Origin of the sequence: Bacillus sp. Au-Bac7, assembly GCF_021341655.1 — a bacterium.
Classification (GTDB): Bacteria; Bacillota; Bacilli; order Bacillales; family Cytobacillaceae; genus Niallia.
Genome location: NZ_JAJTTG010000005.1, coordinates 43,555 through 69,726, shown reverse-complemented (window position 1 = coordinate 69,726; position 26,172 = coordinate 43,555). Strand labels below are relative to the sequence as shown.

Sequence of the window (26,172 nt, the reverse complement as noted above, 5' to 3'; positions counted from 1 at the left end):
TTCTAGAATCTTTTAATACGATAGGCAGGCGAAACAATGGAAAATATCCATATATATCATACTAATGATTTGCACAGTCATTTTGAGAACTGGCCTAGAATCAAGGAGCTTTTCCAAAAAAGAAAAAACTGGCATACAGAGGCAGGCGATTCTGTTTTCTTATTTGATATTGGTGACCATTTAGATTTATCTCATCCATACACTGAGGCAACACAAGGAAAAGCGAATGCTACACTGCTGGAGATAGAACAGTTCGATGCAGTAACAATCGGTAATAATGAAGGAATCACACTGCCCTATCATGCACTAGATCAACTTTATCAAGATGCTTCCTACGATGTGATTGTAGCCAATCTCTTTCATAAAAATGGGAGTAGGCCAGATTGGTGCATCCCACATAAGATATATGAAACGAATAAAGGGACACGCATCGGTGTTATTGGTTTGACTGCCTATTTTCACACTTTATATGAATTGCTTGACTGGAAGCTGACACTTCCTTTTCAGGCTTTAGAGGAACAGCTGGGTTTGTTAAAAGATAAAACAGACATCATTATCGTCTTGTCGCATTTAGGAATTAATGATGACGAGCAGATGGCTGAAAACTATCCGGAAATTGATATAATTTTAGGAGCACATACACACCATATCTTTCATCAAGGAAAACTCATTAATAACAGCCTGTTAGGAGCTGCTGGTAAATATGGACAATTTGCTGGACATATTGAAATAAAATATGATCCTCATGCAAAAAAAGTGCTGGCAAAACAGGCAGAGGTATATGAAACAAGCAAGCTGCCTCCAGCAGAAAACGAAGCGGAATATATTGAGAATCTTTATTTAGAAGGCAAAAAAGCACTTTCTGAGGAAGTGATCTCACTGTCTAAGCAGCTTACGAAACAGGAAACAGCGGGCCTTTTATGTGAGGCAGTGCTTGCATGGTGCAATGCAGATGTAGCTATCCTTAATGAAGGTTTGATTCTTGACGATCTAAACAAGGGCCCGGTCAGCTATTTTGACCTTTTAAGCATCTGTCCACATCCTATCAATCCTTGTAATGTTACTTTGTCAGGAGCAGAATTGAAAGAAGTACTCACAGATATGAAGCAGCCTTCATGGGAAACCCTTCATGTAAAAGGACTAGGGTTTAGAGGAACATTAATGGGCAAAATGATTTCAAGGGGTGTACAGACAAAAACCAATGGTGAAGTTATTACCTATTGGATAGGCGGCAAAGAACTTGATCCGAAAGCAGAATATATTGTAGCAATACCGGATATGTTCACATTCGGCGATTTCTTTCCATCTATATATCGCGCACCAGAAAAACAGTATTTTTTGCCTGAGTTTATGAGAAATATTTTGGCAGAAGCTTTGCAGAGAATGGCCGTTTAGCTGTTAAAAATGGACTTCTTGTAATACACGCCTCTTTCTTTCGCTGAATAGTATATAAGGAAAAAGAGAGGGGTGACATGTCATGGTGGAAGTTTATCCTATTGTGATAGAGGAGCAGACATTCATAGCAGTAAGCGTCCAGCTGCCCAAGACAAACCTGCTTGTAGTAAAAAATGATAAAGGGTATATCATGTGCGGAGCGTTGGATGTTGGTTTATTAAATGAAAAATTAAAGGATCGAAAAGTAATTGCCGGGAGGGCTGTCGGTGTAAAGACAATCGAGCAGCTGCTTGATGCCCCGCTGGAATCGATAACTTATGAAGCAGAAAACCTTGGTATTCATAAGGGTATGATAGGTAAGGAAGCATTACTAAAGATGGTGTAGCAGATTGTGCAAGCTTTTTATTAAATCTAAAAGGATGGGAAAACCATTCCCTCCTTTTTATGTCTTTTATGTAATCATGGCACATATTTTCTTATATCAAGTTGACAATAGGAGCTAGTATGGAATGAGATTAGTAAGTACAAAATACCTTTCAGAAGGAGCAATATTAGCGAAACCAATACATAATGAACAGGGAAATATTCTCGTCAACAACGGCGTGAGGCTTGATAAACAATTAATAGAACGATTAGTGCAGTTAGGCGTTGCTTATTTATATATAGATGATAAATTAACCGATGATATCTATCCGGTTGCTCCGATCTCTGATCGGTTAAAGAGAGAGGCAATGCAGACAATTGAAACAAGCTTTAAGGAACTGAAGGGTTCCAGCAGTAAGGAAAAATCCTTCATCATGGAAAAATCAGCTCCTGCTTTTAAGCAGCTTATTGACAAAGTCCTTGAGGAACTAAAAGGACATCAAGAACTGTTTTCTATTATGAGCGATGTGTTTTTGTATGACAATTATATTTTTTCACACAGCTTGAATGTCACTCTTTATTCTTTAGCGTTAGGAATGGAGTTAAAGCTGCCAAGGAAGCAGCTCGAGACTCTCGGTCTTGGTGCGATTCTGCATGATGTCGGCAAGATGGATATTCCATTGGAGATTTTGCTCAAACCTGGAAAGCTGACGTTAGATGAATTTACGGAAATTAAAAAGCATGCAAATGCTGGATTTGATATGCTTAGGAAAGTCCATAATATGCCTTTAATTGTAGCGCACTGTGCTTATCAACATCATGAAAGACTGAATGGATCAGGCTATCCGAGAGGAATTACAGGGGAAGAAATTCATCTGTTCGGCAAGGTCATTGCTGTTGCAGATGTTTTTGATGCGATAACTTCCAATCGTGTTTACAGACAGGCAATGCTTCCGCATGAGGCGTTGGAAGTGCTGTATACAGGGATCGATACACTCTTTGACGCGAAAATTGTCGAAGCATTCCGCAATGCCATCATTCTTTATCCAAATGGAGTAAGTGTTATGTTAAGCAGCGGGGAAAAAGGCATTGTTTCAAGGCAGAACAAAGGATTTAATGAACGTCCTGTCATCCGCGTTATTGAAAAGAATGGAACAGCAATACAACCATATGATCTTGATTTAAAGGAAAACCTTGCAATTACAATTATTGATTGTGAGGCTTTAGGGTAAGCAAAATATCGAATATTCACATGTGGTTTAGCCTTCTACATGTCCCTCTTTCTGCATATACATTAGCATGGGAAGGAGGGATATTTTTTTGCGGAAATTTTATTTTCGTCAAAGGATGACTCGGAAAAAACCGTTGACCTTTCAGCAGACTCTTGTAATTACAGCAGTGTTTTTTATCTTCTCCACCATATTGAGCCTCTGGATTATCAATAATGGCTTAAAGCCTACGCTGGCCTATTATGCACAGTCACAGACAAAGAAGCTGGCAACTTTGGTGATTAATGATGCACTTAAAAGCGAGACAGGAGAAGAAGAGAATAATTTAATGATAGATGGCAATAATTTTGTATTCAATACGGCACAAGTTGTAAAAAAACAACAAGAAATCACGAGCTTAGTACAGGACAACATAAACAGGATGGAAAAGGGCGATATTCCTGCAGCAGCAGAGTTAACGGATATTAAATTAGATAAAGATTTAACTGCAAGAGATGAAGGAATAGTTTATAATGTCCCGATCGGCCAAGCAACAAATAATGCACTGCTCGCAAATCTTGGTCCTGATGTACCAATTAAATTTAATGTTGTCGGCAGTGTTAAATCAGATTTAAAGACAGAGACAGAGAATGTCGGCATTAATTATGTTGTAGTAAAAGCATTCGTGGAGTTAAAGGTAGACATTCAAATTATTATCCCGTTTGCAACAGAGCTGACGACTGTCAAACAAGATATATTAATTGCGATGGCAGGATTTGAAGGAGATGTGCCTGAGTTTTATAATGGAAGCGGGAGCAGTATTCCTGCTGTAGAATTACCGGCAGATAATAAAGAATGAATATTGGCTCAAGGTCCTTTTAAAAGCAGCGGGACACATGAGCCAATATTCTATTTTTTTGCTTTTAATTTAATTCTTTCTTGCCTTTCCCACACTTTTAAATGGGAGAACGGGTCGTAAGACCATTCTGTCTTGCCGTTATCCTTATACATGCCATAGTGCAAATGAGGCGGGAACTTTCCAGAAGTTCCTGGAGGTCCATAGCCTGAACTGCCGACACCGCCGATAAGCATTCCCGGTTCGACAATCATGCCATTATGCACATCCTTCGCAAAACCGCTTAGATGGGCAAAATAATGATAATTGTTATTGATATCGCGGATTCCAATTCTCCAGCCGCCATATCTGTTCCAGCCCTTCATTTCTATGATGCCATAAGATGTTGCCCTGACAGGAACACTGTAGTCGGCAAAAATATCTGTTCCCTCATGTATTCGTTTTCCGCCCCATCCTCGTGCATCTCCCCAAGTACTCCGATAACTGTAATTACTTCTTAACGGAACTGGAAATGCATGATCGTCGAGGTTTAAGCGGCCGAAATGCCGGTAAATGGCAGCTTTACCCATAATAATGCTTACTGTTTTATCTCGTTTGTAATAATCCCAAAGTCCAATTCGGAAGTTATCTTCATCAACGCCAAATTTAAGAATATGATTGGCAAATGTAAATAGCACATCCTCGTCATTTAAAGAGTCTGCTTTTCCATCCCCATTGCCATCGACACCAAGTCCTCCGAAAAAAGCAATGCTTTTAGGATTTGTATCATCACTGTCTGGATTTATGATGCCAGCCCATGTTTCTTTTGGGAAATAGATGCCGGTCAAGCCGGTCGCTTTAGGAAGATCCCTACGTGAAGCTCGTATATTTCGTTCATATTGGTCAACTGCAGCTATATAATACCATGGCAGCTGTGTTACCGCTTCAATCTTTTCATACAGCTCCATCCTTTTATAATATGTATCATCAGCAGAGGATTTATTTTCCGCTGCATGAGATACAATATTAGGCGCCAAAAATGCAAGCAAGACAGCTAAGAAACATATTTTTCGCATCAAATCCCTCCTTCCTAAAACTAGTCGTTTTATTTTGTGTGCAACCAGCAAAATAAATGAATATCAATAAATGGTAATAACCAGCTTGTAGGTGAGATTTGGTTATGTTAAAGTGACATTGGAACAATAACAAGCCTAGTATTTGTGTATAAGATACATCTAAATCATTGTGACATGTGTTGTAGTATAGCTGAGCTTTGCAGCCTTTTTAAGCTTCTGGCGACACTTGTTTACAAACAGTTGTCTCTTTTTTCGAAATACAAAGAAAAGAGAGGACTAGAAGATACGAGTTCTAAAAAAGGATCACTAGGAGATGAATCGAAATGGCAGAAAGAAAAGACGAATACCTACGAAAACCTGAATGGCTGAAAATCAAACTTAACACGAATGAAAACTACACTGGTTTAAAAAAAATGATGCGAGAAAAAAAGCTGCATACAGTATGTGAAGAAGCAAGATGTCCGAATATTCATGAATGCTGGGCTGTGAGACGAACAGCTACCTTCATGATTTTAGGAGATATTTGTACAAGAGCATGCCGATTCTGTGCAGTTAAAACAGGCTTGCCGACAGAGCTTGACTGGCAAGAGCCGGAAAGAGTTGCTGATTCTGTTTTTAGTATGAACTTAAAGCACGTTGTTATCACAGCTGTCGCAAGAGACGATTTGAAGGATGGCGGTGCAGCTGTTTTTGCTGAAACGGTACGGGCAATCCGCAGGAAAAATCCATTTACTAGCATAGAGGTCCTTCCGTCTGATATGGGAGGAATAGAGGAGAATCTGCGCCAATTAATGGATGCGAAGCCTGATATTATGAACCATAATATTGAGACAGTAGAGCGCCTGACGCCAAGAGTACGTGCACGTGCTAAATATCAAAGATCGCTTGAGTTTTTGAGAAGAGCAAAAGAAATGTATCCTGAGATTCCTACAAAATCAAGCTTGATGATTGGATTAGGGGAAACGAAGGAAGAAATCATTCAAACGATGGATGATTTGCGAGCAAACAACGTTGATATCATGACAATAGGACAATACTTGCAGCCAACAGCAAAGCATCTTAAAGTACAAAAGTATTATCATCCAGATGAATTTAAGGAACTAAAGAAAATTGCTTTAAGCAAAGGCTTCAGTCACTGTGAAGCAGGTCCGCTTGTCCGTTCTTCGTATCATGCGGATGAACAAGTCAGTGAGGCAAAGAAAAACCAAATGCTTTCAGGACAAAAGAAAGAAGCATAATGTAAAGGAACAGAGTAAATCTTGCTGCTATTTAGGAAGCATAGTTTACTCTGTTTTTGTTTTTCCTGAATAATCAGTTATAAATGGAGGGCCTTTCCTATTTCTTGTCATAATTATTATAATTTTTCCTTGCCAGCACTATGTAAATTGTCTATTGTCGGGTTATAATGAAATGGTGAGATATAGTACCTATTAGGTTATATGCACGTTTATCTTAAATAGGACTTATTTAGGATTACATATAAAGTCATACATATATACATATGAAAAAGGAAGCTTCAAAAAAGTGGGGTGAAGGTTTTGGTTTGCATAAATAATCATTGTTATGAACTTATTGAAGAACGAAAAGAGGGCTTCAATGAGGAGGCATTTAAAGGAAGATACAGTGATATTTTAACAAAGTATGATTATATTGTCGGTGATTGGGGCTATGGTCAGCTTAGACTCAGAGGATTTTTTGATGACCAAAATCAGAAATCCAGCTTTGATACAAAAATCAGTACGTTAACAGAATATTTGTATGAATATTGCAATTTCGGATGTCCTTATTTTGTCGTTAAGAAAATAAAAAAACAATAATGTAAGTACAGTGCTGACTCTTTTTGCAGCACTTCTTCATAAATAAGGAAAACGTTTACTAATAAAAATAAATGTTTTTTTTAGAGCTGTTTTGCTATTACTTATCAGGTTTGCTGTATGAGAGGAAATGAAGAGATGGTCCATGTGTATGTCAACAAAATAAAAAGCTTAACGAACTGGGGGAAGATTATTTTTCCTGCCAGTAAATTAAAATATTATCCTCCTCAATTTATTTTGAGGGATCCTGTGGAGCAAAACGTAAGTGCGGCCCTTCATAAAGGAAATGAAGTGGCTGTAATTGTCTTTTCCATCCATAACTTGGCCATCTTAAAACGGGAAATGGACAGCGCAGCATCCCAAAGATTATGGGAGCAAGTGAGAGAAGCATTCCATACCGTTATTAGAGAAGAAATACCTTCTGACCAAATTGCAGCAGTCCGTGCTTATTATCAGGATGGAATTGCCTTATTCTTGAAGATTGATTACAAGATGGACACTGTTCCTAACATAGATTTTACGATCCAGTTAATATTGGAAAAGCTGCAAACAAAAGTTTGGAGATCTCTGCAGCAGTCGGTACAGCCGATTTTTTGCACAGGCTATATATTTATTGACAGGCAAATCGACCAATTAAGGGATGCTATTTATCTTGCTTATCAGCAGGCTTTATCAATGGCCCAAAAAGGCTTAACGTCCGAATTTAATGAAATGTCATTTGCGTTAGGGAAAATTGTAGCAAATAAAGATATTCGCTTGTTAGCACAGCCGATATTGGATGTGGAAACAAATAAGGTTAAAGCATGTGAAATGCTGACAAGAGGACCTGTCGGCACATCGCTTGAAAATCCCCTCCAACTGTTTTCTGTTGCACGGCAAACCAACCATCTTTATGACCTTGAAATGGTCGTATTGGAAAAAGCGCTTGAACAAATAAAATTAACTACCTGGAAGTTCGATATTTTTATTAATTTTACACCGTTAACATTAGGTAATCAGCATTTTGTGAAAGACTTGAAAAAGCTGATGAACAAATATAAAGAGATATCTCCAAACAGGATTACCATTGAGGTGACAGAACGGGATTCAATTGAGGGATTAGAATACTTCATTTCTAACTTGAAGCTTTTGCGCCTAATTGGATTCAGAGTGGCTATAGATGATACAGGAGCAGGCTATGCAAGCTTGAACTCGATAAGTGAAATCATGCCTGATATCATTAAAATAGACCGTTCTGTCATCCAGAATATTGACAAAAATTCTGTCAAAGAATCGATGCTTAAAGGCTTGCTGCTAATAGCTAAGGAAGTAGGTTCAATAGTTGTAGCAGAAGGGATTGAAAGTGCGGAAGAAGCGCTTGTTCTCTCAAGAAATAAGGTTGATTTGGCACAAGGCTATTTTTATGCGAGGCCGACAAGCTTAAGCAATAATCTGCAAACGATTGTGTGAGGTTTTGTCTATACTAAAAAAAATTGAAGGAGGCATTCAAATGTATTTTGTGGATCGGGAAAAAATCGGGCAGCAATTACAATATTTACAGCAATTGGTTCAGATGTTTAAAGAACAGGATTCGTTTGAATCCAAACTTGAGAAATTGGCATTAGAAAGACTTGCACATATGATGATTGAGGCAATGCTTGATGTCGGCAACAGTATGATTGACGGTTTTATCATGCGAGATCCAGGCAGCTATGAGGATATTATGGAAATTCTTACTGACGAAAAAGTACTTTCAGTTAGCGTTGCAGGTGAAATTAAAGAGCTGCTAGGTTTGAGAAAAACACTGGTGCATGATTATACGAATATCTCTCATGAGATTGTCAGGGAAGCATTGGAGAAGGGAATACCTTCTGTTGAATCCTTCTCGTTATCTGTTAAAAACTACTTGATTAATGAACTCGGTCCAGTTACTGCCTTCAAAAACTAGGATGATAAATGGAATAGAAAGGGCTTTTATATTCATGAAAAACTATAAAGGATACTTAATCGATCTAGATGGGACTATGTATAAAGGGACAGAAGTAATTCAAGAAGCGGCTGAATTTGTCAAACGCTTAATTGCCCTTGGTATCCCATATTTATATGTGACGAACAACTCGACAAAAACACCAGAGCAAGTAGCCCAAAAGTTAAGAGATTTCCACATACCTGCAAAAAAAGAGGAAGTGTTTACTTCCGCTATGGCTGCAGCTGGATATATATACGAACAGAACAAATCAGCAAGTGTTTATATGATAGGTGAAGAAGGCTTGCGCCATGCACTTACAGAAAAAGACATTCAAATACTGGCTAACCATGAAGAGGCTGATTATGTAGTAGCAGGCATGGACCAGCAAATCACGTATGAAAAGCTGGCGCAGGCATGTCTTGCTGTCCGCAGCGGAGCTAAATACATTATCACAAACGGTGATACAGCTTTGCCGACGGAGAGGGGACTTCTTCCTGGAAACGGTGCCCTTACATCAGTCATAACAGTTTCAACAAACACAGCCCCACTTAATATGGGCAAGCCAGAGGCAATCATCGTGGAACAAGCATTGAAACTGCTTGGCGTAAATAAGAATGAGGCTATTATGGTAGGCGATAATTATCATACCGATATATTAGCTGGGGTAAATGCAGGAATTGATACATTGTTAGTTCATTCTGGTGTCACAACAGCAGAGCATTTAGCCACTTATGAGCAAAAACCTACATATTCCGTTAACAGTCTTTCTGAGTGGGAATAACAAAAAAGGAAGAAGCACTTAGTGTGTTCTTCCTTTTTTATTTTCATCTATTTTTCACCCCTGACACTATGTGCCAGCCTGCTTGATGCTGCCGCAGCAATAGCACCAACTATATCATCTAAAAAAGTATGACATTTCCCTGTCGATTTATCATTAAGCTTCTTAAGGATGCCAGGTTTTAATTTATCTACATATCCGTAATTAGTAAAGCCGATTGAGCCATATACATTTACGATGGAAAAGCTCAGTACTTCGTCAACGCCGTAAAGACTTTCATCACTTTCGATAATGGCTTGAAGCGGTGCCTCGAGCATTTTCTTTTCTGCAAGCACATCTAATTGTATGCCAGTTAACAAGGCATTTTGTACTTCCCTTTTGGACAATACACGCTCTACATTATGGATACATTCAGCCATTTCTAAATTCTCGTGATATTTTTCCTGTAATAAATAAACTAGTTCTCCAATATCTTCTATGGTAACTCCGCGCTCGTGAAGCCATTTTCTCGCTGTTTTTTCTGTAATATCTGACATATTATCACCTTTTCTAATTGTATTCACTATCTAAACACAGTGGTCATCATTGCTTACTATGCCAATATTGGCTGTACGCTTTACCGAGCATTGCGTAAAAGGCAGGCTGTGATAATAGCTGTATACTTGTTAGTATATGTAGGACTTCTATAAAGGTATGTGTCATTCTTTACTGAAAATTTCTTTAGCAACAGGTTATAAAAGAAAAAACTCAAGATTATCACTTAACGACATATATTTTCTTATAAGGTGTTTTGCAGATTCGTTCTTTGAAAAGGAGGAGTATGATGATTCGGAAAATCTTACACAGTCATTATGGCGTAGAGGTCACAGATGAAATGAGGTTTGGTCACTATGAAGCCTGCAGAAAGGATGGCAAGCTGTATACGCTTATACCAGTAGACAACAAAGAGGATGAAGAGATATTAGAGCTTCATGAGCTTGTAAATCATATGACAAATTTGGGTGATTACAGAGTTGGGACATTTCTGGAATCAAAGGATGGCAATATTAGAGAAGAGGTGGAAGGACAGGCGTACTGTATTATGCTGAATGAGCATGTTCAGCCTTTTCAATCAAAGCAATTAGGAAGGAAATTAGGAAAGTTTCATTATCGGGGCAGATCGGTCCAATTTGGTGTCGAGAAAATTTCGCGAATGGGACAATGGAAAGGTTTGTGGGAAAAGAGGATTGACCAGATGGAGGCCTTTTGGAATACAAAGATGTACCAGGAACCTGAAAGCGAATTTGATAAATTGTTTCTCGAGGCATTTCCATATTATATGGGAGTTTCTGAAAATGCGATTCAGTATTTGGTCGATACAGAGCTTGATGATGAACCTTCACCGATTGACAGCGGGACGATTTGCCATAACCGTTTCATGAAATCAACATGGATGGGAGAGTATTATGTAAAGAATCCATTTGATTGGGTATTCGATCATTGCGGCAGAGATTTAGCAGAATGGACAAGAGAAAGATATTTTCTTAATATTAAAACCTATTATCGGGATGTTCGAAATTTTTACAATGACTATCAAAGCATTGCACCATTAAGCCCGTTTTCCTGGAGGCTGATCTATGCGAGATTGCTGTTTCCTCTTCATTTTGTGGAGTGTGTCGAAAATTATTATTCAAGCTCAAGTGAGGCACAACGGCATTATTTAGAGGATCAATTAAAGAAATATTTAAATCAGTCAAAGGATTCAGAGGAGTTCCTGCGCGTTTTTTTTGAGATGGTTGAAGCACCTGTCAAAAAATCAAAAATCCCCACATTAAGCTGGCTTTATTAACCTTCCTTTTTATACAATTACCCTTTCCCCGGCTCGCTTTCTAGCCGGGTATTCTTGTCCAAAATAGTTCCCCTTTTTCTTACAAATTACTTTATAATAGAAAAAACAGTAAAATGACAAAAATAAGAGTTGAATAAATTTTCAAAGAATATATAATTCACCTCTTGTAAAAAATCAGATCTAACACTATAATGTCTACTATACAAAGACAGTTGTTTTTTTAAAGAGAACATCTTAGGGGGAATAGCAAATTGGAGACAATATCAATTGGACTGCTTGGATTGGGCACTGTCGGCACAGGTGTTGTAAAAATCATAGAAAATCACCAAGATAAAATCATGCACCAAATCGGCTGTCCCGTCAAAGTAAAAAAGATACTTGTAAAAAATATAGATAAAGACCGGGATGTATCCATTGCAACTGACATGTTAACAACAAATCCAGATGAGATTCTGAATGATCCAGAAATAGATGTGATTATTGAAGTGATGGGCGGCGTAGAGGAGACAAAAGAAAGGCTGCTCCAAGCCCTTAAAAATCGCAAGCACGTTGTAACAGCTAACAAGGATTTAATGGCTGTTTACGGGGCGCGCCTCTTACAAGTTGCCTCAGAAAATAATTGTGATTTATTCTACGAAGCAAGCGTTGCTGGCGGGATTCCTATCATTCGAGGACTTGTCGATGGCCTAGCATCAGACCACATTACGAAACTGATGGGAATCGTGAATGGAACGACAAACTTTATTTTGACAAAAATGACTAAGCAAGGAAAAGCGTACGACGAAGTCTTGGAAGAAGCACAACGACTCGGATTCGCCGAAAGCGATCCGACATCTGACGTGGAAGGTCTTGATGCAGCTCGGAAAATGACGATATTGGCTACATTAGGCTTTTCTATGAACATCAGCCTTGAAGATGTGAAGGTTGAGGGGATTACTCAGGTCACGGAAGAAGACATTCAGTATGGCAAGCAGCTTGGCTATACGATGAAATTGATTGGTTTTGCCCATAGACAGGACGGAAAAGTAGAAGTGAGCGTACAGCCAGCCTTCTTAATTGACAGTCACCCGCTAGCGGCAGTCAACAATGAATTTAATGCTGTTTATGTATACGGTGAAGCAGTAGGAGAAACGATGTTTTACGGGCCTGGTGCCGGCAGCATGCCGACAGCAACTGCAGTCGTTTCTGATTTAGTGAATGTCCTAAAAAACATGAGATTGGGTGTAAACGGAAAAACCGCTATTACACCACAATTTAAAAAGAACTTGAAGAAACCGGACGAAATGTACTCCAAATACTTCCTTCGTCTGCAAGTAGAAGATGCAGTAGGTGTATTTGCTGAAATTACATCAATCTTCTCCAAAAATGGTGTGAGCTTTGAAAAGATTCTGCAATTGCCTGTAAAAGAAAAAGGCATGGCAGAAATAGTCTTAATTACGCATCATGCATCCTTGTTAAACTATGAAAATATACTAATTCAATTAAGAGACTTATCATCTGTCCGTACAGTAAAAAGCTCTTACCGTGTAGAAGGAGGAACTAAGTAATGAGATGGAAAGGCCTGCTTGAAGAATATAAAAATTATTTGCCAATTAACGATAACACACCAAGTCTGACTTTAAATGAGGGGAACACTCCTTTAATAAAGCTTGAACAGCTTTCAGAGGAATGGGGAGTAGAGCTGTATGTAAAAACAGAAGGTACAAACCCGACTGGTTCATTTAAAGACAGAGGCATGGTGATGGCTGTCGCTAAAGCTAAGGAGGAAGGCAATTCCACTGTTATTTGCGCCTCTACTGGAAATACATCGGCTGCAGCTGCAGCATATGCAGCTCGTGCAGGCATGCGCTGTATCGTTGTAATTCCAGAAGGTAAAATTGCGATGGGTAAACTAGCTCAAGCTGTTATGTACGGTGCTGAGATTATATCGATTGAAGGAAACTTTGACCAAGCATTGCAAATGGTTCGGAAAATCAGCGAAACAGAACCAGTTGCGCTAGTGAATTCTGTCAATCCATACAGATTAGAAGGCCAGAAAACAGCTGCATTTGAAGTTTGTGACCAGCTTGGCACAGCACCTGATATCTTGGCAATTCCAGTCGGAAATGCAGGCAATATTAGCGCCTACTGGAAAGGCTTTAAGGAATATAACGAAGCAAAACAAACAGGACTGCCAAAGATTCATGGATTTGAAGCAGCAGGAGCAGCAGCAATCGTCCATAATCGTGTGTTTGAAAATCCGGAAACAATCGCAACAGCAATTCGCATTGGAAATCCGGCGAGCTGGAAGCTGGCTGTACAAGCCCAGCAGGAATCAGAAGGTATTATTGATGAAGTAACAGATGAAGAAATCATCGCTGCTTACCGTACGATTGCAGCTAAAGAAGGCGTATTTGCAGAACCTGGTTCTTGTGCTTCTATCGCTGGAGTTTACAAGCATTTGCAAAGCGGTAAGATTGCTAAAGGCAGCAAGATCGTTGCTGTACTGACAGGAAATGGCTTAAAAGATCCGAACACAGCTATAGATGTAAGTCCAATTAAGCCTGTTGTTCTGCCGAACGATGAAAAGGCAGTGGCGGCTCATATTAAGGGAGTCGTTCATATATGATGGAAAGTGAGATGCTTCAAATCAAGGTTCCAGCAAGTACGGCAAATCTTGGACCGGGATTTGACAGCCTTGGCATGGCTCTGAGCCTATATTTGATTGTGGAAGCTTCTCCAGCAGAAAAATGGGAGGTAATACCGCTCTCAGAAAAATTGAAGACTTTTCCGTCAGATGAAAGCAACTTTATCATCGCAACAGCTATACAAGTAGCCAAAAGCTACAATAAAGAATTGCCGCCTTGCAGGGTAAGCGTTTCAAGCGAAATTCCGCTGGCTAGAGGTCTCGGTTCTAGTGCGTCGGCAATTGTTGCTGCAATAGAGCTTGCCGATTCCTTAGGTGAGCTTCAATTGACAGAGGAAGAGAAATTTACCATCGCAACCAATATGGAAGGGCATCCGGATAATGTCGGTGCAAGCATATTTGGCGGCCTTGTGGTTGGATGTCAGCTTGGAAGCGAGGCAGATGTGGAAGTAATCCATTCAGTAGAATTGGAATTGCTGGCCGTTATACCGAATGAAGAGCTTCTTACGAAATCAGCAAGAGATGTGCTCCCTAAATCGATGCCATTTGCAGAAGCAGTTGCAGCAGGTGCTGTTTCCAATCTTCTTGTGGCCGCATTGCTGACAGGCAACAACAAGCTTGCCGGCAAGATGATGGCGCTGGACAAATATCATCAGCCGTATCGAAAGGAGCTTGTCCCGCATCTGGAGATAATAGAACAGCATGCTCAGAAATTAGGGGCATACGGTGTCGCCTTAAGCGGTGCAGGTCCAACAGTCTTATGTTTCATTGAAACAGGGAAGACAGAAGCGGTTGCCGCTGGACTGAAGGAGCTTTTGCCTGATATGAATTATCTTCCCGTGCAAATTGATAAGAATGGTGTGGAAGTAAAAGGGAAAGCATACAGCAATATATAAAAAGGGCAGCCATTGGCTGCCCTTTTTAGCTATTAAAGTTGTATTAGAATACTTGCTCTACTTCATATACCCCTGGAACTTCTTCCAAAAGAGCGCGCTCAATACCAGCTTTTAGCGTGATTGTCGAACTTGGGCAGCTTCCGCAAGCTCCAAGCAAACGCAATTTTACGATGCCGTCTTCCACATCTACCAATTCACAATCCCCACCATCTCTAAGAAGGAATGGGCGTAATTTATCTAGTACTTCCTGTACTTGTTCTCTCATTTCTAATTCTGCCATTCATATCGACTCCTTTCCTATAATTTATTATAATCACATTAAAGAGAAAAATCTATTCTAGAAACATGAAAACACCTAAACATTATTTCATATTGCATTGTCTCTTCCTGAGACAATAATGTCAACACTTCAATGAGTGAATTAAACAGGAAAGAGAGGAAGAAAAATGAAAAGAGAATTAGAAATAAGCATTTACGGTGCAGAACAAATTTGTGCGAGCTGTGTGAATCTCCCTTCTTCAAAGGATACATATGAGTGGCTGCAGGCTGCTCTTAAAAGGAAATTCCCTGATCAAGATTTCAAGATTCATTATTATGATATCTTTGAAGCTAATTATGATGAGGATAAAAACGCCTTTTGTAAAAGGGTCATTGAAGAAGATTTATTCTATCCAGTTGTCGTAATTGACGATGAAATAATTGGTGAAGGCAATCCGAAGCTGAAACGGATTTATGAGGAGTTTGAAAGGTACGGATACAATAGCGCACAATAATCCAAAGAAAACAGGCTGAAGAGATGTTGTCTCGTCAGCCTCAAAAGGCTCAAAGCCTCATCGCTTCAGCCGCGATTTTTGGGCTGAATGAAGTAACTTTTTTTTTTATTTTTATCTTTCCATAATACCCCGTGCTTTAAAATTCTCGGAATACGGCCAGTCAATGCAGTGTTGGCAATAAGCCCAAATCCATGCTTTTTTCCAAGTGAGCCCAGCACCCCTTTCAGTTTCAGCGTTGGAAAGGAAGGAAGTCTCTCTCCTTTCCAACGGGCAATCAAAACGGCAGCTATTTGCACAGCCTGTTTTTCTGCGAGCTGGGCGCTCGGTGGCAGGCCAAGACTCGCGCAGTCTCCAACTACAAATACTTTGTCATCATCAGGCAAGTGATGATGATCGGTGAGAAGTATTCGCCCTTTTTTATCTTTGTCTGCCGAAAGATCGAGAACTATTTTGTTCGGCTTGACGCCAGCAGTCCAAACAATGCAGTCAAAGGGATAAGGCTCTCCATTATTGTATACCGTATTCTCTTCAATTAAGGTAATAGTGGAATTTTTGATTATTTCCACATTTCGTTCTCCAAACCACTTCTCCACATAATCGCTTACCTTCGAAGGATATGATGAAAGGATTGTATCTCCCCGGTCAAACAAGGTAACATGCAAATCTTGGCGGCTCTCCGCAATTTCAGAGGCGAGCTCCACCCCGCTTAAGCCTCCGCCGATGATAGCAACCCTTGATTCCTCCGCCAATAGATTAAGCTCTGAGTAAGTCATCTGTGAGCGGCTTCTCGTTTGAATGCTGTGTGTAAACTTATCGGCTCCTGTTATGCCATGATAGTTATCCTCGCAGCCTAAGCCAATAACTAAATCATCGTAAACGATACTTTCTCCATTTACGAGATTCACTTTATGTGATGGTAAATCAATACTTGCTACTTCTGCATTTAGAATGGAAACTTGGGGATGTTTAGGAAAGGGAATCCTAATATGCTCATCTGTGACGGTGCCTGCGGCTAAAGCATAGTATTCTGTCTTTAAAAAATGGTAAGGGGCTCTATCAATAAGGATAACCATTATGTTATATGGCAGATTAGAAATCAGGCGGGACAACAGCATCATGCCGCCATAGCCGCCTCCAAGTATAATTAGTTTTTTCATAAAACCTCCCTAAAAAGGACATTCATATTGTATTTGAACAAAGGTTGTTAATATATACAACTTTTTCGAAGCATTTTATCCTTAACTATTTTTAAGTATATTATGAGGATTAGGCGGTTTATTCTTAATTGAAGAAGAAATAACAAACATACTGTTAAGCTTGATAAATAAAATAAAAAAAGTTAGTATATGTGTTATTGAAGAGGTGATTATATTGTTTAAACCGATTATTGAATTTTGTTTAAGCAATCTAGCATCCGGGGCAGAACCGGCAAAGCTCCAATTAGAGCAGGATGATAAACTGGATGTAATAGATTATGGCTGTTTAGGCATGTGCGGACAGTGCGGGGAATCTTTATTTGCCCTTGTAGACGGAGAAATGGTGACAGGTGAAACACCTGAAGAGCTTGTTCAGAATGTGTACAAGCATATAGAAGAAAATCCGATGTTTTAAATAGAAGGAACACAGACAAAGCAGGCGAAACTCGCCTGCTTTTAAGCTTTTTGCAGCTCTCTGATTTTTAGCCAGCCATCTTTTGCGAGACTGATAATATTTTTTTCAATCGTTTTGCTTTGCTGTTCGATTACTTTTGAGAAATACTTAACAGCTTGTTCTGTTTTTGTTGTTCTTCTGCAAAGCTCACCTGCTAAATATAGTGTCTTTATTTCAGAAACTTGAGTTCCTCTGAAGTCTCCGGTTGAATAAGACAGCTCGTATTCAGATAACGCCAGCTTCATGAAGCGAGTTTCCTCGTTTACGTCCTCCAGCATTCGATAAAGCCATGCCAGTCTTATGTATAAACCAGCTATCAAAATATGCTTCTCATGTCTTAGAATCCCAGCATATGCAGCAAGTTTATATGTTTTTACACTGTCTCTTATCGTTCTGCTTTCTCCAAAGTTTTGCGGATTCCATTGGCTTGAAATCTTTTCTGTTAAGATTGCTTTTTCTGCTTCATTTAAACGGACCTCTGCTTGATCTGCGAACGCAAAACCGCATGCAGGACAGACATTGACATAATAAAGAAGCGGATTATGTTCTTCATAAAATGGAAAAAAGTCAGAATCAAACCCTTTTGCTTTAATAAATCGGGAACGCAGCTTCTTTGTTGTAAAAGAGGTGGTACATAATGGACATAGACAATTTTTATCATAAAGAGGTTCAATGGTGGTCATTTTCTCATACCTCTCCAAAAATAATTTAGTTAATTTATACTACTATTATACATAACATTAAGGATAATTACCTATTAAAGTAACGATTATTTAAAAAATTAATAATATTATCAAATAACAGTTGTCATGCTTCTGCAATTAATTGGTATATATTTGGTGAGTTGCACAAGTTGAGTAGTTTTGTCGCGAGGTATATAATATAAGGAAGAAGAAACATCAGAAAGGGAGGATTTATTATGACAGAAGAAGTACTTCATATTACAGATGCGGCAGCATTGCAAATTAAAGAAATGATGAAAGACAACGAAGAGGAAGGCTCTTATCTTAGGGTTGCAATCAGAGGAGGAGGCTGCAGCGGACTTTCTTACGGAATGGGCTTTGCACCTGAAAAAGAAGAAAATGATTATGTAACAGAGCAGCACGGTATTCAAGTGCTTGTTGATAAGAATGACACAGCCATCTTAAAAGGCACAAAAATTGATTATAAACAATCTTTAATGGGCGGCGGTTTCACAATCGACAACCCGAACGCCATCGCATCTTGCGGATGCGGTTCCTCTTTCCGCACAGCAGTTAACGCAGGTACGCCTGAAGAGTGCTAAACAAAAACTGCCTTTTCCGAATGGAAGAGGCAGTTTTTTTCTCTTTTAAATCTCCTCTTAAAATATGTAAAATACCTAAAAAAGAGTGCAGAAAAAGATAAATAGGCGGCTGTTAACCAAATTATACTAGTGAAAAACCGGGATTTTATAGAAATTTTTGTTAATTTACTAGGTAAATGGCTTCTCTTTTAAACTATTTGTGAATAATTGTTTCCATTTTGGGAAATGAATAGTTTTGGAGGAGTTGAAAAATATGACAAGTAAAAAAATTTTTAGAAGGGTCGGAATGACCTTACTTTTCATTGCAGCACTACTAACAACATTTCAATCCATTTCAGGAGTACAAGCGAGCTCATTCCATCTTTCAGACAGTAATGAAACAGAGGATGATTCTTATTTAGATCATACATTTAAAAAGATTGGATTTGGAATTAAGAATTTGAAGGAAGCTTTTGCAGCAAGCACACAAATATCTTCTAGTACAGAGGTAACAGGCAATCCGCCTTTGCTTGAAGAAAGAGATTGGTCCCAATATCCAAAGAAACAAGTTGTGGCTACTGGTTATACGGCTGGCTTTGAATCAACAGGAAAAAACCCTAGTCATCCGTCATTTGGCATCACCTATTCTGGTGTAAAGGTGAAGCGTGATTTATACAGCACGATTGCTGCAGATATAAGTGTATTCCCAATCGGGACCGTGCTATTTATCCCAGGCTATGGATTTGGAGTTGTTGCAGACACTGGCTCTGCCATCAAAGGGAATAAGCTTGATTTATACTATGAAACAGTAGACGACGTATATAGCCAATGGGGCAAGAAAACAGTAGACGTATACATAGTGGAAATGGGCAAAGGGAAACTGACAGAGAAAACATTAACAGCGTTTAATGAAGCGAAATCTATGCAGGTTTTCCGCCAGCAATACACAAGTGCAGAAAGCAAATAAAAAAAAGTTCCACAGGAGATTTCTCCGTGGAACTTTTTTTAGTGAAAAATTAAATCGAGAATGAGTGTTAAAGCTATCCCGGTAAGTCCTCCAAAGAAAACCTCAATCGGCTTATGTCCGAGGAGCTCTTTCAACTGCTTTCTCTTTTGCTGTTCAGGCTTTTGCTGCCAGCCCTTAGCATCATCTACAAATTTATTGAAATCATCCACCAGCTGATTCAGCACTATTGCTTGTTCCCCAGCCTGCCGTCTAACACCAGTTGCATCGAACATAGTAATGATCGCAAAGATAGCTGACACGGCGAAAATCGGGGAATCAGCGCCAGTTTCTAAGGCAACGCCTGTTGAGAGTGCTGTTACTGCAGCTGAATGAGAACTTGGCATGCCTCCTGTGCTTGTAAGCAAGGACCAGTCAATTTTTTTTGTAACAAAAAAAGTAATTGGGACCTTAACAAACTGAGCGAAGAAAATTGCTGCAAGACTTGCTAAAAAAGGAAAATTGATAAGCAGATCCAAAAAAATCACCTCAAGGTTATGTATTCTCTCTAAAATAAAACACTACCCGTATTGCAGCAAATTAAATCTTTTTGAAAAGCAAGTCCTTCCAATCCAATAATAAAAGTCAATAATTATGGAAATAGTGTTAATTGAAAGATATTGCTTTCTCTTATTATAACATAACCAAATTACTGGAGTTCTACTTAAAAAGCAATATTATCTTGGGAAGAAAACTAATTAGCTATACGAAATATCTCGCAGTCCGCTATAATAGAAAAGAAGCAGCAACAGAATGGAGGAAGAAAAATATATGTTTAACTTTAAACAAGAATGGAACTTTACAGATAAATTAGAATGTATAGTAATTGGATTGTTTGAAAAGTCTATTAAACTGGAAGGTAAATTAGCAGAGCTTGATGAAGTCTTTGGAGGAGAATTAACTAATCTGCTGAAGGAAAACGATCTGTCTGCAAAGAAAAAACACATACATATTGTGCATACATTCGGTAAAATTGGCGCAAAAAGAATTGTTTTTGCTGGGTTAGGAAAACAAAAGGAGCTTACCTTCCATGAAGTGCAGGAAATTTATGGAGCTGTATTTCAAGAGCTTTCTAAAGCTAAGTATCAGCAAGCAGCCGTTTTTGTAGAATCCTTTGTGACGGAAACTCTAGATGCTCTTGACAATTCCCATGCATTAGCAGAAGCATTAGCATTGTCTACATACGAGTTTGAAGGCTATAAGCAAAAATCCAATGAGCCAGAGAAAAAGATTGAGGAAGTAATTCTCTACAGCGCAACAGACGAAGAAGAAGTACGTGCTGCTGCAATTGTAGGTTATACATACGGAAAGGGAACTAACTCTGCGAGAACACTTGTCAACCTGCCTGGTAACATGCTGACAGCTACTGATATGGCTGAGTATGCAAAGCAGCTTGGAGAAAAATACAGCTTTGAGGTTGAGATTCTGGAGAAGGAGGATATGCTCAAGCTTGGAATGGGAGCTATTCTTGCAGTGAATCAAGGCTCGACCGAACCGCCAAAAATGATTGTCCTTAAGTATCAGGGCAAAGAAGAATGGACAGATGTAATCGGTCTTGTAGGAAAAGGAGTCACCTTTGATACGGGCGGTTATTCTATTAAGCCGAAGGACGGGATTGTCGGCATGAAAACAGATATGGGCGGTGCGGCTGCTGTTCTTGGCGCAATGGAAATCATTGGAGAGCTTAAGCCAGAACAAAATGTAGTTGCTGTCATTGCTTCAACAGATAATATGATCAGCGGTTCTGCTTTTAAGCCAGATGACGTTATCACTTCGATGAGCGGCAAAACTATTGAAGTATTAAATACAGACGCAGAGGGCCGTCTCGTGCTTGCTGATGCTGTCACATATGCGAAGCAACACGGTGCAGGTTATTTAGTGGATGTAGCAACATTAACTGGCGGTGTGATTGTTGCACTAGGTATGGAAACAACTGGTGCAATGACAAATGATGAAGCTCTGTTTGAACAAGTGCTAGAAGCATCTTATGAAGCAGGAGAGCCTATTTGGAGACTGCCGATATTTGAAAGCCATAAGAAAAGAGTCAGAAACAGCCCGGTTGCTGATTTGAACAATTCTCCTGGACGAGAAGGACATGCCATTGTGGCAGGTGCTTTTATTGGCGAGTTTGCAGAAGGAACACCATGGGTACATCTTGATATTGCCGGTACTTCTTATACAAATAACAGCTCAGAACTGCAGAAAGCAGGAGCAACAGGTGTTATGACAAGAACATTAGCGCTATTGGTTGAAAGATTTAATCAAGAGGGATAAAAAATATTAAAAGAGCTGCATCCAAAGGGATGCAGCTTTTTAGCATTTTAACAATCATCATCAACTGGAGTGCAATGGTTGAGTAGCCAATCCTCCATTGGGAAAGGCATAGATTTATTGGCAACTAACGATGCATGCCCGCCTTCAAACAGGATGAATGTCTTGTCTTCACTTCCCACAAGATCCATGATCGGCTCGCACAATTCACTCGGAACAAGTGGATCATATTTGGTTGAAAAAACAAGCAGGTTGCAAGTAATATTCCGAAAATCAACAGGAATTCCGTTAACTTCTAAACCGCCTTCAACAATCTTGTTATCGCGGACATAGTCGTTCATGAGCTGGTTAAAGGCTTTGCCAGGGAGCGGGATATGATCAAGCGTCCATTTGTTCATCCGCAGCCATTTTTCCCGGTATTTTGGATCATCACTGCGGTTTAATAATGCCAGATAGTGACTGTATGATACAGGAGCAACGATAAGCCTTGTTCCGTATTTAATGAAATCAGGCGGTACCATTCCAATGGTATCAATAAAATCATCTACTTTCACTTCCCCGTCGCGCAAGGCTTTCTGCCATTTGTCAAAGATAGGAAATTGGGAGAAGTCAATCGGAGATACAGCTAAAATAAGGTTTTTTATTTTTTGATCGGTAATAGCTGCAAAAACGGTTGCCAATGTCCCTCCAAGGCAAAAGCCAATAACTGTCATCTCGTTTGTGCAAGCATGGCGCAGTGCTCTTGTGTATGCTTTTTCAATATATTTCGTAATATAGTCATCAATTGTAGTATTGCGATCTTCGAAACCTGGAGTGCCAAAGTCAATTAAATAGGTGTCATATCCAGCATTTGTAAATGCCTCAATCAGACTGAGTGATGGAGCTAAATCTAAAATATATGCTTTGTTAACGACAGAATATATCAAGAAAATCGGTTCTTTAAACTTTCTATGTTTAGAAGGATAATACCAGAGGGTTGCTTTGTTTTTCTTCCAGATTGGATATTTCTCAGAGAGGCCGACAGGTATTTCATCCTCCGAAAGTGCATCCAAAAAATGAGAGAATCGTTTTAAAACCATATCAGTTCACCTTGTAAGGATCAACAGAAGGTGTTTCCGTTATAATCAGCTGCTCTTTTTGTTCGGCCATTTTTTGTTTAACTTGCAGCATCTCTTGTTGAAGTGTGGCAATCTCCTCTTCTTGTTTGGCAATTTCTTCACTTAAGCTTGCAGAAAGTGGAGCATCCATTGATTCATGATTGCTTAATGCAATCTTTGCGACAAGCTCTTTCATTTCATGAAGCATTTTTGTAATTTGATAAAGCTGGTCGTCAATATTGTCGATTTTTTCTTCTGATTGCAGGATAAGCTGTGTGGCATTAGACAGGTCTGTCTTAGTAGGGAAATTTAAAACAGCAGCTGTTTGTTCTGTATATTGTTGAAGTTTTTTTATCTTTTTTGTAAGGGCATTTGTTTGTGTTTTTGCAACATTGATTAATGAATAATGGTTGAGCTGATTTTGAATCATATTGTTAATTTTAAACTGAAGGAAGGTTCCTCCCTTTTTGAGTAAATCATATACATCTAATGTAACCTGACCCATTTGTTAACATCCTTTCTTTTTCAAATATCAGATTTGTCACACCCTTGCAAAGCTTAGAGCATGGATGACAAACCGCCATCTATGGCAATAGTCTGTCCTGTTATATAGTCCGAACCTATGCCTGCCAATAATAGTGTCAACCCTTTTAAGTCACTGGAATGGCCGACTCTATGTGCTGGAATCTTCATCAATAGCTGTTTTTCATGTTTCTCTAATACAGAAGTGATTTTTGTTGGGAAAAAGCCCGGAGCAATTGCATTGACTTGGATATTATACGGAGCTAGTTTTACTGCTAGTTCTTTAGTTAGAGTTATAATCGCACCTTTGCTCGTATTATAGGCAATTGCATCTAAGAAAAGAGGGTGTGTGCCGAAGTTAGCTGTAACAGAGGAGATGTTGATAATTTTTCCGCTTTTTTGCTGCAGCATTTTTTTGGCAGCAGCTTGGGAAAACAAAAAGGTTCCTTTAACATTTACATCCATCACTTTGTCCCATTTATCTTCCGGATAATCTAATGTAGGTGCTATCCAGGAAGTGCCGCTGTTGTTAACAAGAATGTCTATGGAGCCAAACTGTTCTTCAGTTTTTGCGATAACCTGATCGATATCCTTTTGATTCGAAACATCACAAGAAAGTGCCAATGCCTGTATACCTTTTTCTTTAAGAAACTCGACTGTTTCACTGCTGTTGCTTAGCTTTCTTGAGCAAATAACAATGTTGGCACCTGCTTCGCCTAATGCAGCGGCCATCTCTTTGCCTAACCCTCGTCCCCCGCCTGTTACAATAGCTGTTTTGCCTGTTAGATCAAACAACTCATTCATCTCTATGCCCTTGCCTCCTGTAGTTCAAGTTTTTTCCCTATAGTATAAACAAGCAGTGGGTGAAAGGTGCGAAAAATAATGATAATCCCCAAGCCTATTAAGGGAGAATTTTTACAGGGAAGGCGGCTGCCCAGTCCAAAAGAGGGACAGATGCATATGTAATAGAGTATACTGCTACAAATAAAGAAGAGGAGGCAATGCGTGCATATGTATGGATATAGATATCGTCCTCAAGATTCAAGAATTTTCTTTGGAGCACCATTAGTTGGTGGATTAATAGGTGGATTAGTAGGAGGAGCAGTCGGAGGTGCGCTAGTTAGACCAAGACCTTATTTTTATGGACCGCCAGTCCCTTATGGACCGGTTCCATATGGTCCAGCTCCGTACGGCCCATACCCTTATTATTAAAAGTATTTTCCCGCATTATTTGTATGCGGGAGTTTTTTTTTATTATTCACTCCAGCGCAGCTTCAATGTTAAATAACAGCATGGAGGAGCATTCTTATTGTCAAAATCAAGTGTGATTCCATCCGGATTATATTTAATTTTTGGGAGGTTTTTTATTCCGCTTGTGCGAAGTAATTCATTTACAGCGCTGGAATTGGAGGCTTGAGCTGCTTGCATAACTCTTCTTGCATAATCTCTTGATTGGAATCTTGTTATAAGTGTATTTGCATCTGTTAACAGGGCCATGCTGCTTTGCGCACTTTTAACAAACTGATCTGGCTTTACTTCCGGAAGCTGACGAATGGGATAAGGATAATGCAAATATGGGTGAATGGGAATTGGCTGATAAGGATAAACACGATGAGAAGGTCTTAACATATTATTCACTCCAATCGGTTTCTGTTAGTGGCTACTTTATCGTATTCCTATCCAGTTTTTCATATGTACACTTTAGGCACTTTTATGTCCTTTGGCGTAATAAAAAAAGCACTAGGCGAAACGAAAAAGCCGCTTCGCGCTAATGCATAAATTCATTACTTGTTGCGGTGCTCCACTAAATCAATCGCTCCTAATACAATATGTGCTAAGCCAAAGCCAAACACCGTATTGGAAACCATAGAGTCGATTTTGCGGTTCTGCTTCATTACAAGGCCAGCTGTAGTTACTGCAGTACCTAAAACAGTCGGAATTAAACCTTCACGAATATTTTCCATTTAGCTTCACCCCAGTTATAATTTGCCCCTTCTTGTAGGACAATAATAGTATGTGCTTAAACCTCCTTTATTAAGCCCTGTATTGGATTGGTACATATTGTTTTTAAAGCTTCATTAAAATTGTTCATACTTTGTGTATTAACCAATATGTAAGGAAAAAATAGAGAGGAGTAAGCTTTTAGAAAGATGGATTTTTGCTTAATAAGGCATTTCCTAATACAATAAGAGCTATATCTTTATTACCAATGTTTAGCATAAGGAGTTATTAAAGGAATTAGATGAATACATATCTGACTAGTTACTTTCCGCTTTTTTCTATCAGTTTTTTTAGCTTATCTTTTGCAATCCGCATCCAGTCAACAGTGATTGACCTTTTTAAAAGGCTGGGGATGTATGAGGGTTTGTTGGAATTTTTCTCAGAGACAGGGATTAGGCTTGCATTGCTGCTGTTTTTTTGCGTGTTTATTTTTATGGCGTTATCTGCACTTAAACTGATTGCAGACACTTTAAATGGGTTATCGTTATTGTTTTTTTCCATTGATTCAAAAGGGGACAGCTTAATCAAAACAAGGAAAGGAAGCTTCATTTATTTTTGCGGCAGTATTCTCTCCTTGTTCGGTGTATACAGCTATATTATTCTTCTTGCTATCTTTGTCGTGACGACACTTGTTTACTTTGTTTATTTCGTTAACTCTGCAAGCGGCAGTCTGAATTTTAGCGGAATCATTTTTTATATTTTCTTTCAAGTATTAACATGGGCTGTCATGATTACAGGATTTCTGTTATTATGTATCAAGCTATATAACGCTATTATTGGCAGCTTGCCAATCTAAAAAAGCACCTGTCCATTTTTTGAACAGG

The 26,172-nt window shown here is 39.1% G+C and carries 31 protein-coding genes; 20 read left to right on the top strand and 11 right to left on the bottom strand.

Translation table 11 applies throughout. The annotated features are described in order from the left end of the window. The first annotated feature begins 36 nt into the window (after positions 1-36). From LXM54_RS17265 to yunB, 4 genes are all read left to right on the top strand, one after another. Entirely contained in the window at positions 37-1,395 is a 1,359-nt protein-coding gene (locus LXM54_RS17265) for a bifunctional metallophosphatase/5'-nucleotidase (RefSeq protein WP_233316496.1), read from the top strand. A gap of 82 nt (positions 1,396-1,477) precedes the next feature. Then, on the top strand, positions 1,478-1,780 hold the full coding sequence (locus tag LXM54_RS17260; RefSeq protein ID WP_233316495.1) for a YunC family protein: 303 nt from the start codon (positions 1,478-1,480) through the stop codon (positions 1,778-1,780). A gap of 124 nt (positions 1,781-1,904) precedes the next feature. Further along, positions 1,905-2,990 (top strand): HD-GYP domain-containing protein, encoded by a 1,086-nt coding sequence (locus LXM54_RS17255; protein ID WP_233316494.1) that lies wholly within the window; start codon positions 1,905-1,907, stop codon positions 2,988-2,990. An 88-nt stretch (positions 2,991-3,078) separates the two neighbouring features. After that, positions 3,079-3,825: a sporulation protein YunB gene (gene yunB, locus LXM54_RS17250; protein WP_233316493.1), complete on the top strand. Its 747-nt coding sequence runs from the start codon at positions 3,079-3,081 to the stop codon at positions 3,823-3,825. Between the two features lie 50 nt (positions 3,826-3,875). Here the strand turns inward: yunB and LXM54_RS17245 are convergent, their stop codons facing one another. Beyond that, positions 3,876-4,877: a M23 family metallopeptidase gene (locus LXM54_RS17245; RefSeq protein WP_233316492.1), complete on the bottom strand. Its 1,002-nt coding sequence runs from the start codon at positions 4,875-4,877 to the stop codon at positions 3,876-3,878. A gap of 323 nt (positions 4,878-5,200) precedes the next feature. Between LXM54_RS17245 and lipA the strand changes: the two genes are divergently transcribed. From lipA to LXM54_RS17220, 5 genes are all read left to right on the top strand, one after another. Beyond that, the gene (gene lipA / locus LXM54_RS17240) at positions 5,201-6,115 is read left to right on the top strand and encodes a lipoyl synthase (RefSeq protein WP_233316491.1); all 915 of its coding nucleotides are present in this window, start codon (positions 5,201-5,203) and stop codon (positions 6,113-6,115) included. A 300-nt stretch (positions 6,116-6,415) separates the two neighbouring features. Further along, entirely contained in the window at positions 6,416-6,694 is a 279-nt protein-coding gene (locus LXM54_RS17235; protein WP_233316490.1) for a YutD family protein, read from the top strand. 117 nt (positions 6,695-6,811) lie between these two features. Further along, positions 6,812-8,140, top strand: a complete 1,329-nt coding sequence (locus LXM54_RS17230) for an EAL domain-containing protein (protein WP_233316489.1) — start codon at positions 6,812-6,814, stop codon at positions 8,138-8,140. A gap of 40 nt (positions 8,141-8,180) precedes the next feature. Further along, positions 8,181-8,618: a type VII toxin-antitoxin system HepT family RNase toxin gene (hepT, locus tag LXM54_RS17225; protein WP_233316488.1), complete on the top strand. Its 438-nt coding sequence runs from the start codon at positions 8,181-8,183 to the stop codon at positions 8,616-8,618. A gap of 34 nt (positions 8,619-8,652) precedes the next feature. After that, positions 8,653-9,420, top strand: a complete 768-nt coding sequence (locus LXM54_RS17220) for a TIGR01457 family HAD-type hydrolase (protein WP_233316487.1) — start codon at positions 8,653-8,655, stop codon at positions 9,418-9,420. 47 nt (positions 9,421-9,467) lie between these two features. Here the strand turns inward: LXM54_RS17220 and LXM54_RS17215 are convergent, their stop codons facing one another. After that, positions 9,468-9,953, bottom strand: a complete 486-nt coding sequence (locus LXM54_RS17215) for a phosphatidylglycerophosphatase A family protein (protein ID WP_233316486.1) — start codon at positions 9,951-9,953, stop codon at positions 9,468-9,470. Positions 9,954-10,237: 284 nt separating this feature from the next. On the opposite strand from LXM54_RS17215, the gene yutH reads away from it, so the two are divergent. The 4 genes from yutH to thrB all read left to right on the top strand — a co-directional run bounded on the left by yutH (position 10,238) and on the right by thrB (position 14,767). Then, complete coding sequence (gene yutH, locus LXM54_RS17210; protein WP_311315875.1) at positions 10,238-11,245, top strand: spore coat putative kinase YutH; 1,008 nt, start codon at positions 10,238-10,240, stop codon at positions 11,243-11,245. A 251-nt stretch (positions 11,246-11,496) separates the two neighbouring features. After that, positions 11,497-12,792, top strand: a complete 1,296-nt coding sequence (locus LXM54_RS17205; RefSeq protein ID WP_233316485.1) for a homoserine dehydrogenase — start codon at positions 11,497-11,499, stop codon at positions 12,790-12,792. After that, positions 12,792-13,853 carry a threonine synthase gene (gene thrC / locus LXM54_RS17200; RefSeq protein WP_233316484.1) on the top strand — a complete coding sequence of 354 codons (1,062 nt, stop codon included), beginning with the start codon at positions 12,792-12,794 and terminating at the stop codon, positions 13,851-13,853. Before LXM54_RS17205 ends, thrC begins: the two co-directional genes overlap by 1 nt. Then, positions 13,850-14,767 carry a homoserine kinase gene (gene thrB, locus LXM54_RS17195; protein ID WP_233316483.1) on the top strand — a complete coding sequence of 306 codons (918 nt, stop codon included), beginning with the start codon at positions 13,850-13,852 and terminating at the stop codon, positions 14,765-14,767. Before thrC ends, thrB begins: the two co-directional genes overlap by 4 nt. 43 nt (positions 14,768-14,810) lie before the next feature. Here thrB and LXM54_RS17190 read toward each other — a convergent pair whose 3' ends face one another. Beyond that, a complete protein-coding gene (locus LXM54_RS17190) occupies positions 14,811-15,047 on the bottom strand; it encodes a NifU family protein (protein ID WP_233316482.1) in 237 nt (78 codons plus the stop codon). A gap of 166 nt (positions 15,048-15,213) precedes the next feature. Here LXM54_RS17190 and LXM54_RS17185 point away from each other — a divergent pair, with 166 nt between their 5' ends. After that, positions 15,214-15,540, top strand: a complete 327-nt coding sequence (locus LXM54_RS17185) for a YuzD family protein (RefSeq protein WP_233316481.1) — start codon at positions 15,214-15,216, stop codon at positions 15,538-15,540. Between the two features lie 65 nt (positions 15,541-15,605). On the opposite strand, the gene LXM54_RS17180 is transcribed toward LXM54_RS17185, so the two are convergent. Then, positions 15,606-16,697 carry an NAD(P)/FAD-dependent oxidoreductase gene (locus LXM54_RS17180; protein ID WP_233316480.1) on the bottom strand — a complete coding sequence of 364 codons (1,092 nt, stop codon included), beginning with the start codon at positions 16,695-16,697 and terminating at the stop codon, positions 15,606-15,608. Positions 16,698-16,911: 214 nt separating this feature from the next. On the opposite strand from LXM54_RS17180, the gene LXM54_RS17175 reads away from it, so the two are divergent. After that, positions 16,912-17,151: a YuzB family protein gene (locus tag LXM54_RS17175; protein WP_233316479.1), complete on the top strand. Its 240-nt coding sequence runs from the start codon at positions 16,912-16,914 to the stop codon at positions 17,149-17,151. Between the two features lie 41 nt (positions 17,152-17,192). Here the strand turns inward: LXM54_RS17175 and LXM54_RS17170 are convergent, their stop codons facing one another. After that, on the bottom strand, positions 17,193-17,873 hold the full coding sequence (locus LXM54_RS17170) for a DUF2225 domain-containing protein (RefSeq protein ID WP_233316478.1): 681 nt from the start codon (positions 17,871-17,873) through the stop codon (positions 17,193-17,195). Between the two features lie 236 nt (positions 17,874-18,109). On the opposite strand from LXM54_RS17170, the gene LXM54_RS17165 reads away from it, so the two are divergent. Next, positions 18,110-18,475, top strand: a complete 366-nt coding sequence (locus LXM54_RS17165; protein ID WP_233316477.1) for a HesB/IscA family protein — start codon at positions 18,110-18,112, stop codon at positions 18,473-18,475. A gap of 253 nt (positions 18,476-18,728) precedes the next feature. Continuing rightward, positions 18,729-19,421 (top strand): 3D domain-containing protein, encoded by a 693-nt coding sequence (locus LXM54_RS17160; protein ID WP_233316476.1) that lies wholly within the window; start codon positions 18,729-18,731, stop codon positions 19,419-19,421. Between the two features lie 38 nt (positions 19,422-19,459). Here LXM54_RS17160 and LXM54_RS17155 read toward each other — a convergent pair whose 3' ends face one another. Beyond that, positions 19,460-19,936, bottom strand: a complete 477-nt coding sequence (locus LXM54_RS17155) for a divergent PAP2 family protein (protein WP_233316475.1) — start codon at positions 19,934-19,936, stop codon at positions 19,460-19,462. Between the two features lie 292 nt (positions 19,937-20,228). Between LXM54_RS17155 and LXM54_RS17150 the strand changes: the two genes are divergently transcribed. Continuing rightward, positions 20,229-21,731, top strand: a complete 1,503-nt coding sequence (locus LXM54_RS17150; RefSeq protein WP_233316474.1) for a leucyl aminopeptidase — start codon at positions 20,229-20,231, stop codon at positions 21,729-21,731. A 47-nt stretch (positions 21,732-21,778) separates the two neighbouring features. Here LXM54_RS17150 and LXM54_RS17145 read toward each other — a convergent pair whose 3' ends face one another. From LXM54_RS17145 to LXM54_RS17135, 3 genes are read right to left on the bottom strand one after another with little or no spacing between them, the layout of a single operon-like run. After that, positions 21,779-22,807, bottom strand: a complete 1,029-nt coding sequence (locus tag LXM54_RS17145; RefSeq protein ID WP_233316473.1) for an alpha/beta fold hydrolase — start codon at positions 22,805-22,807, stop codon at positions 21,779-21,781. A 1-nt stretch (position 22,808) separates the two neighbouring features. Next, positions 22,809-23,330 carry a hypothetical protein gene (locus tag LXM54_RS17140; RefSeq protein WP_233316472.1) on the bottom strand — a complete coding sequence of 174 codons (522 nt, stop codon included), beginning with the start codon at positions 23,328-23,330 and terminating at the stop codon, positions 22,809-22,811. Between the two features lie 53 nt (positions 23,331-23,383). Then, positions 23,384-24,157 (bottom strand): SDR family oxidoreductase, encoded by a 774-nt coding sequence (locus LXM54_RS17135; protein ID WP_233316623.1) that lies wholly within the window; start codon positions 24,155-24,157, stop codon positions 23,384-23,386. 201 nt (positions 24,158-24,358) lie between these two features. Between LXM54_RS17135 and LXM54_RS17130 the strand changes: the two genes are divergently transcribed. Beyond that, positions 24,359-24,559: a hypothetical protein gene (locus tag LXM54_RS17130; RefSeq protein ID WP_233316471.1), complete on the top strand. Its 201-nt coding sequence runs from the start codon at positions 24,359-24,361 to the stop codon at positions 24,557-24,559. A 42-nt stretch (positions 24,560-24,601) separates the two neighbouring features. Here the strand turns inward: LXM54_RS17130 and LXM54_RS17125 are convergent, their stop codons facing one another. Together LXM54_RS17125 and LXM54_RS17120 are read right to left on the bottom strand one after the other, a co-directional pair. Next, a complete protein-coding gene (locus LXM54_RS17125) occupies positions 24,602-24,976 on the bottom strand; it encodes a hypothetical protein (RefSeq protein ID WP_233316470.1) in 375 nt (124 codons plus the stop codon). 155 nt (positions 24,977-25,131) lie between these two features. Then, positions 25,132-25,311, bottom strand: coding sequence for an asparagine synthase (locus tag LXM54_RS17120; RefSeq protein WP_233316469.1), 180 nt, complete (start codon positions 25,309-25,311; stop codon positions 25,132-25,134). A 278-nt stretch (positions 25,312-25,589) separates the two neighbouring features. Between LXM54_RS17120 and LXM54_RS17115 the strand changes: the two genes are divergently transcribed. Next, positions 25,590-26,144 carry a DUF5366 family protein gene (locus LXM54_RS17115; RefSeq protein WP_233316468.1) on the top strand — a complete coding sequence of 185 codons (555 nt, stop codon included), beginning with the start codon at positions 25,590-25,592 and terminating at the stop codon, positions 26,142-26,144. The last annotated feature ends 28 nt before the right edge of the window (positions 26,145-26,172 follow it).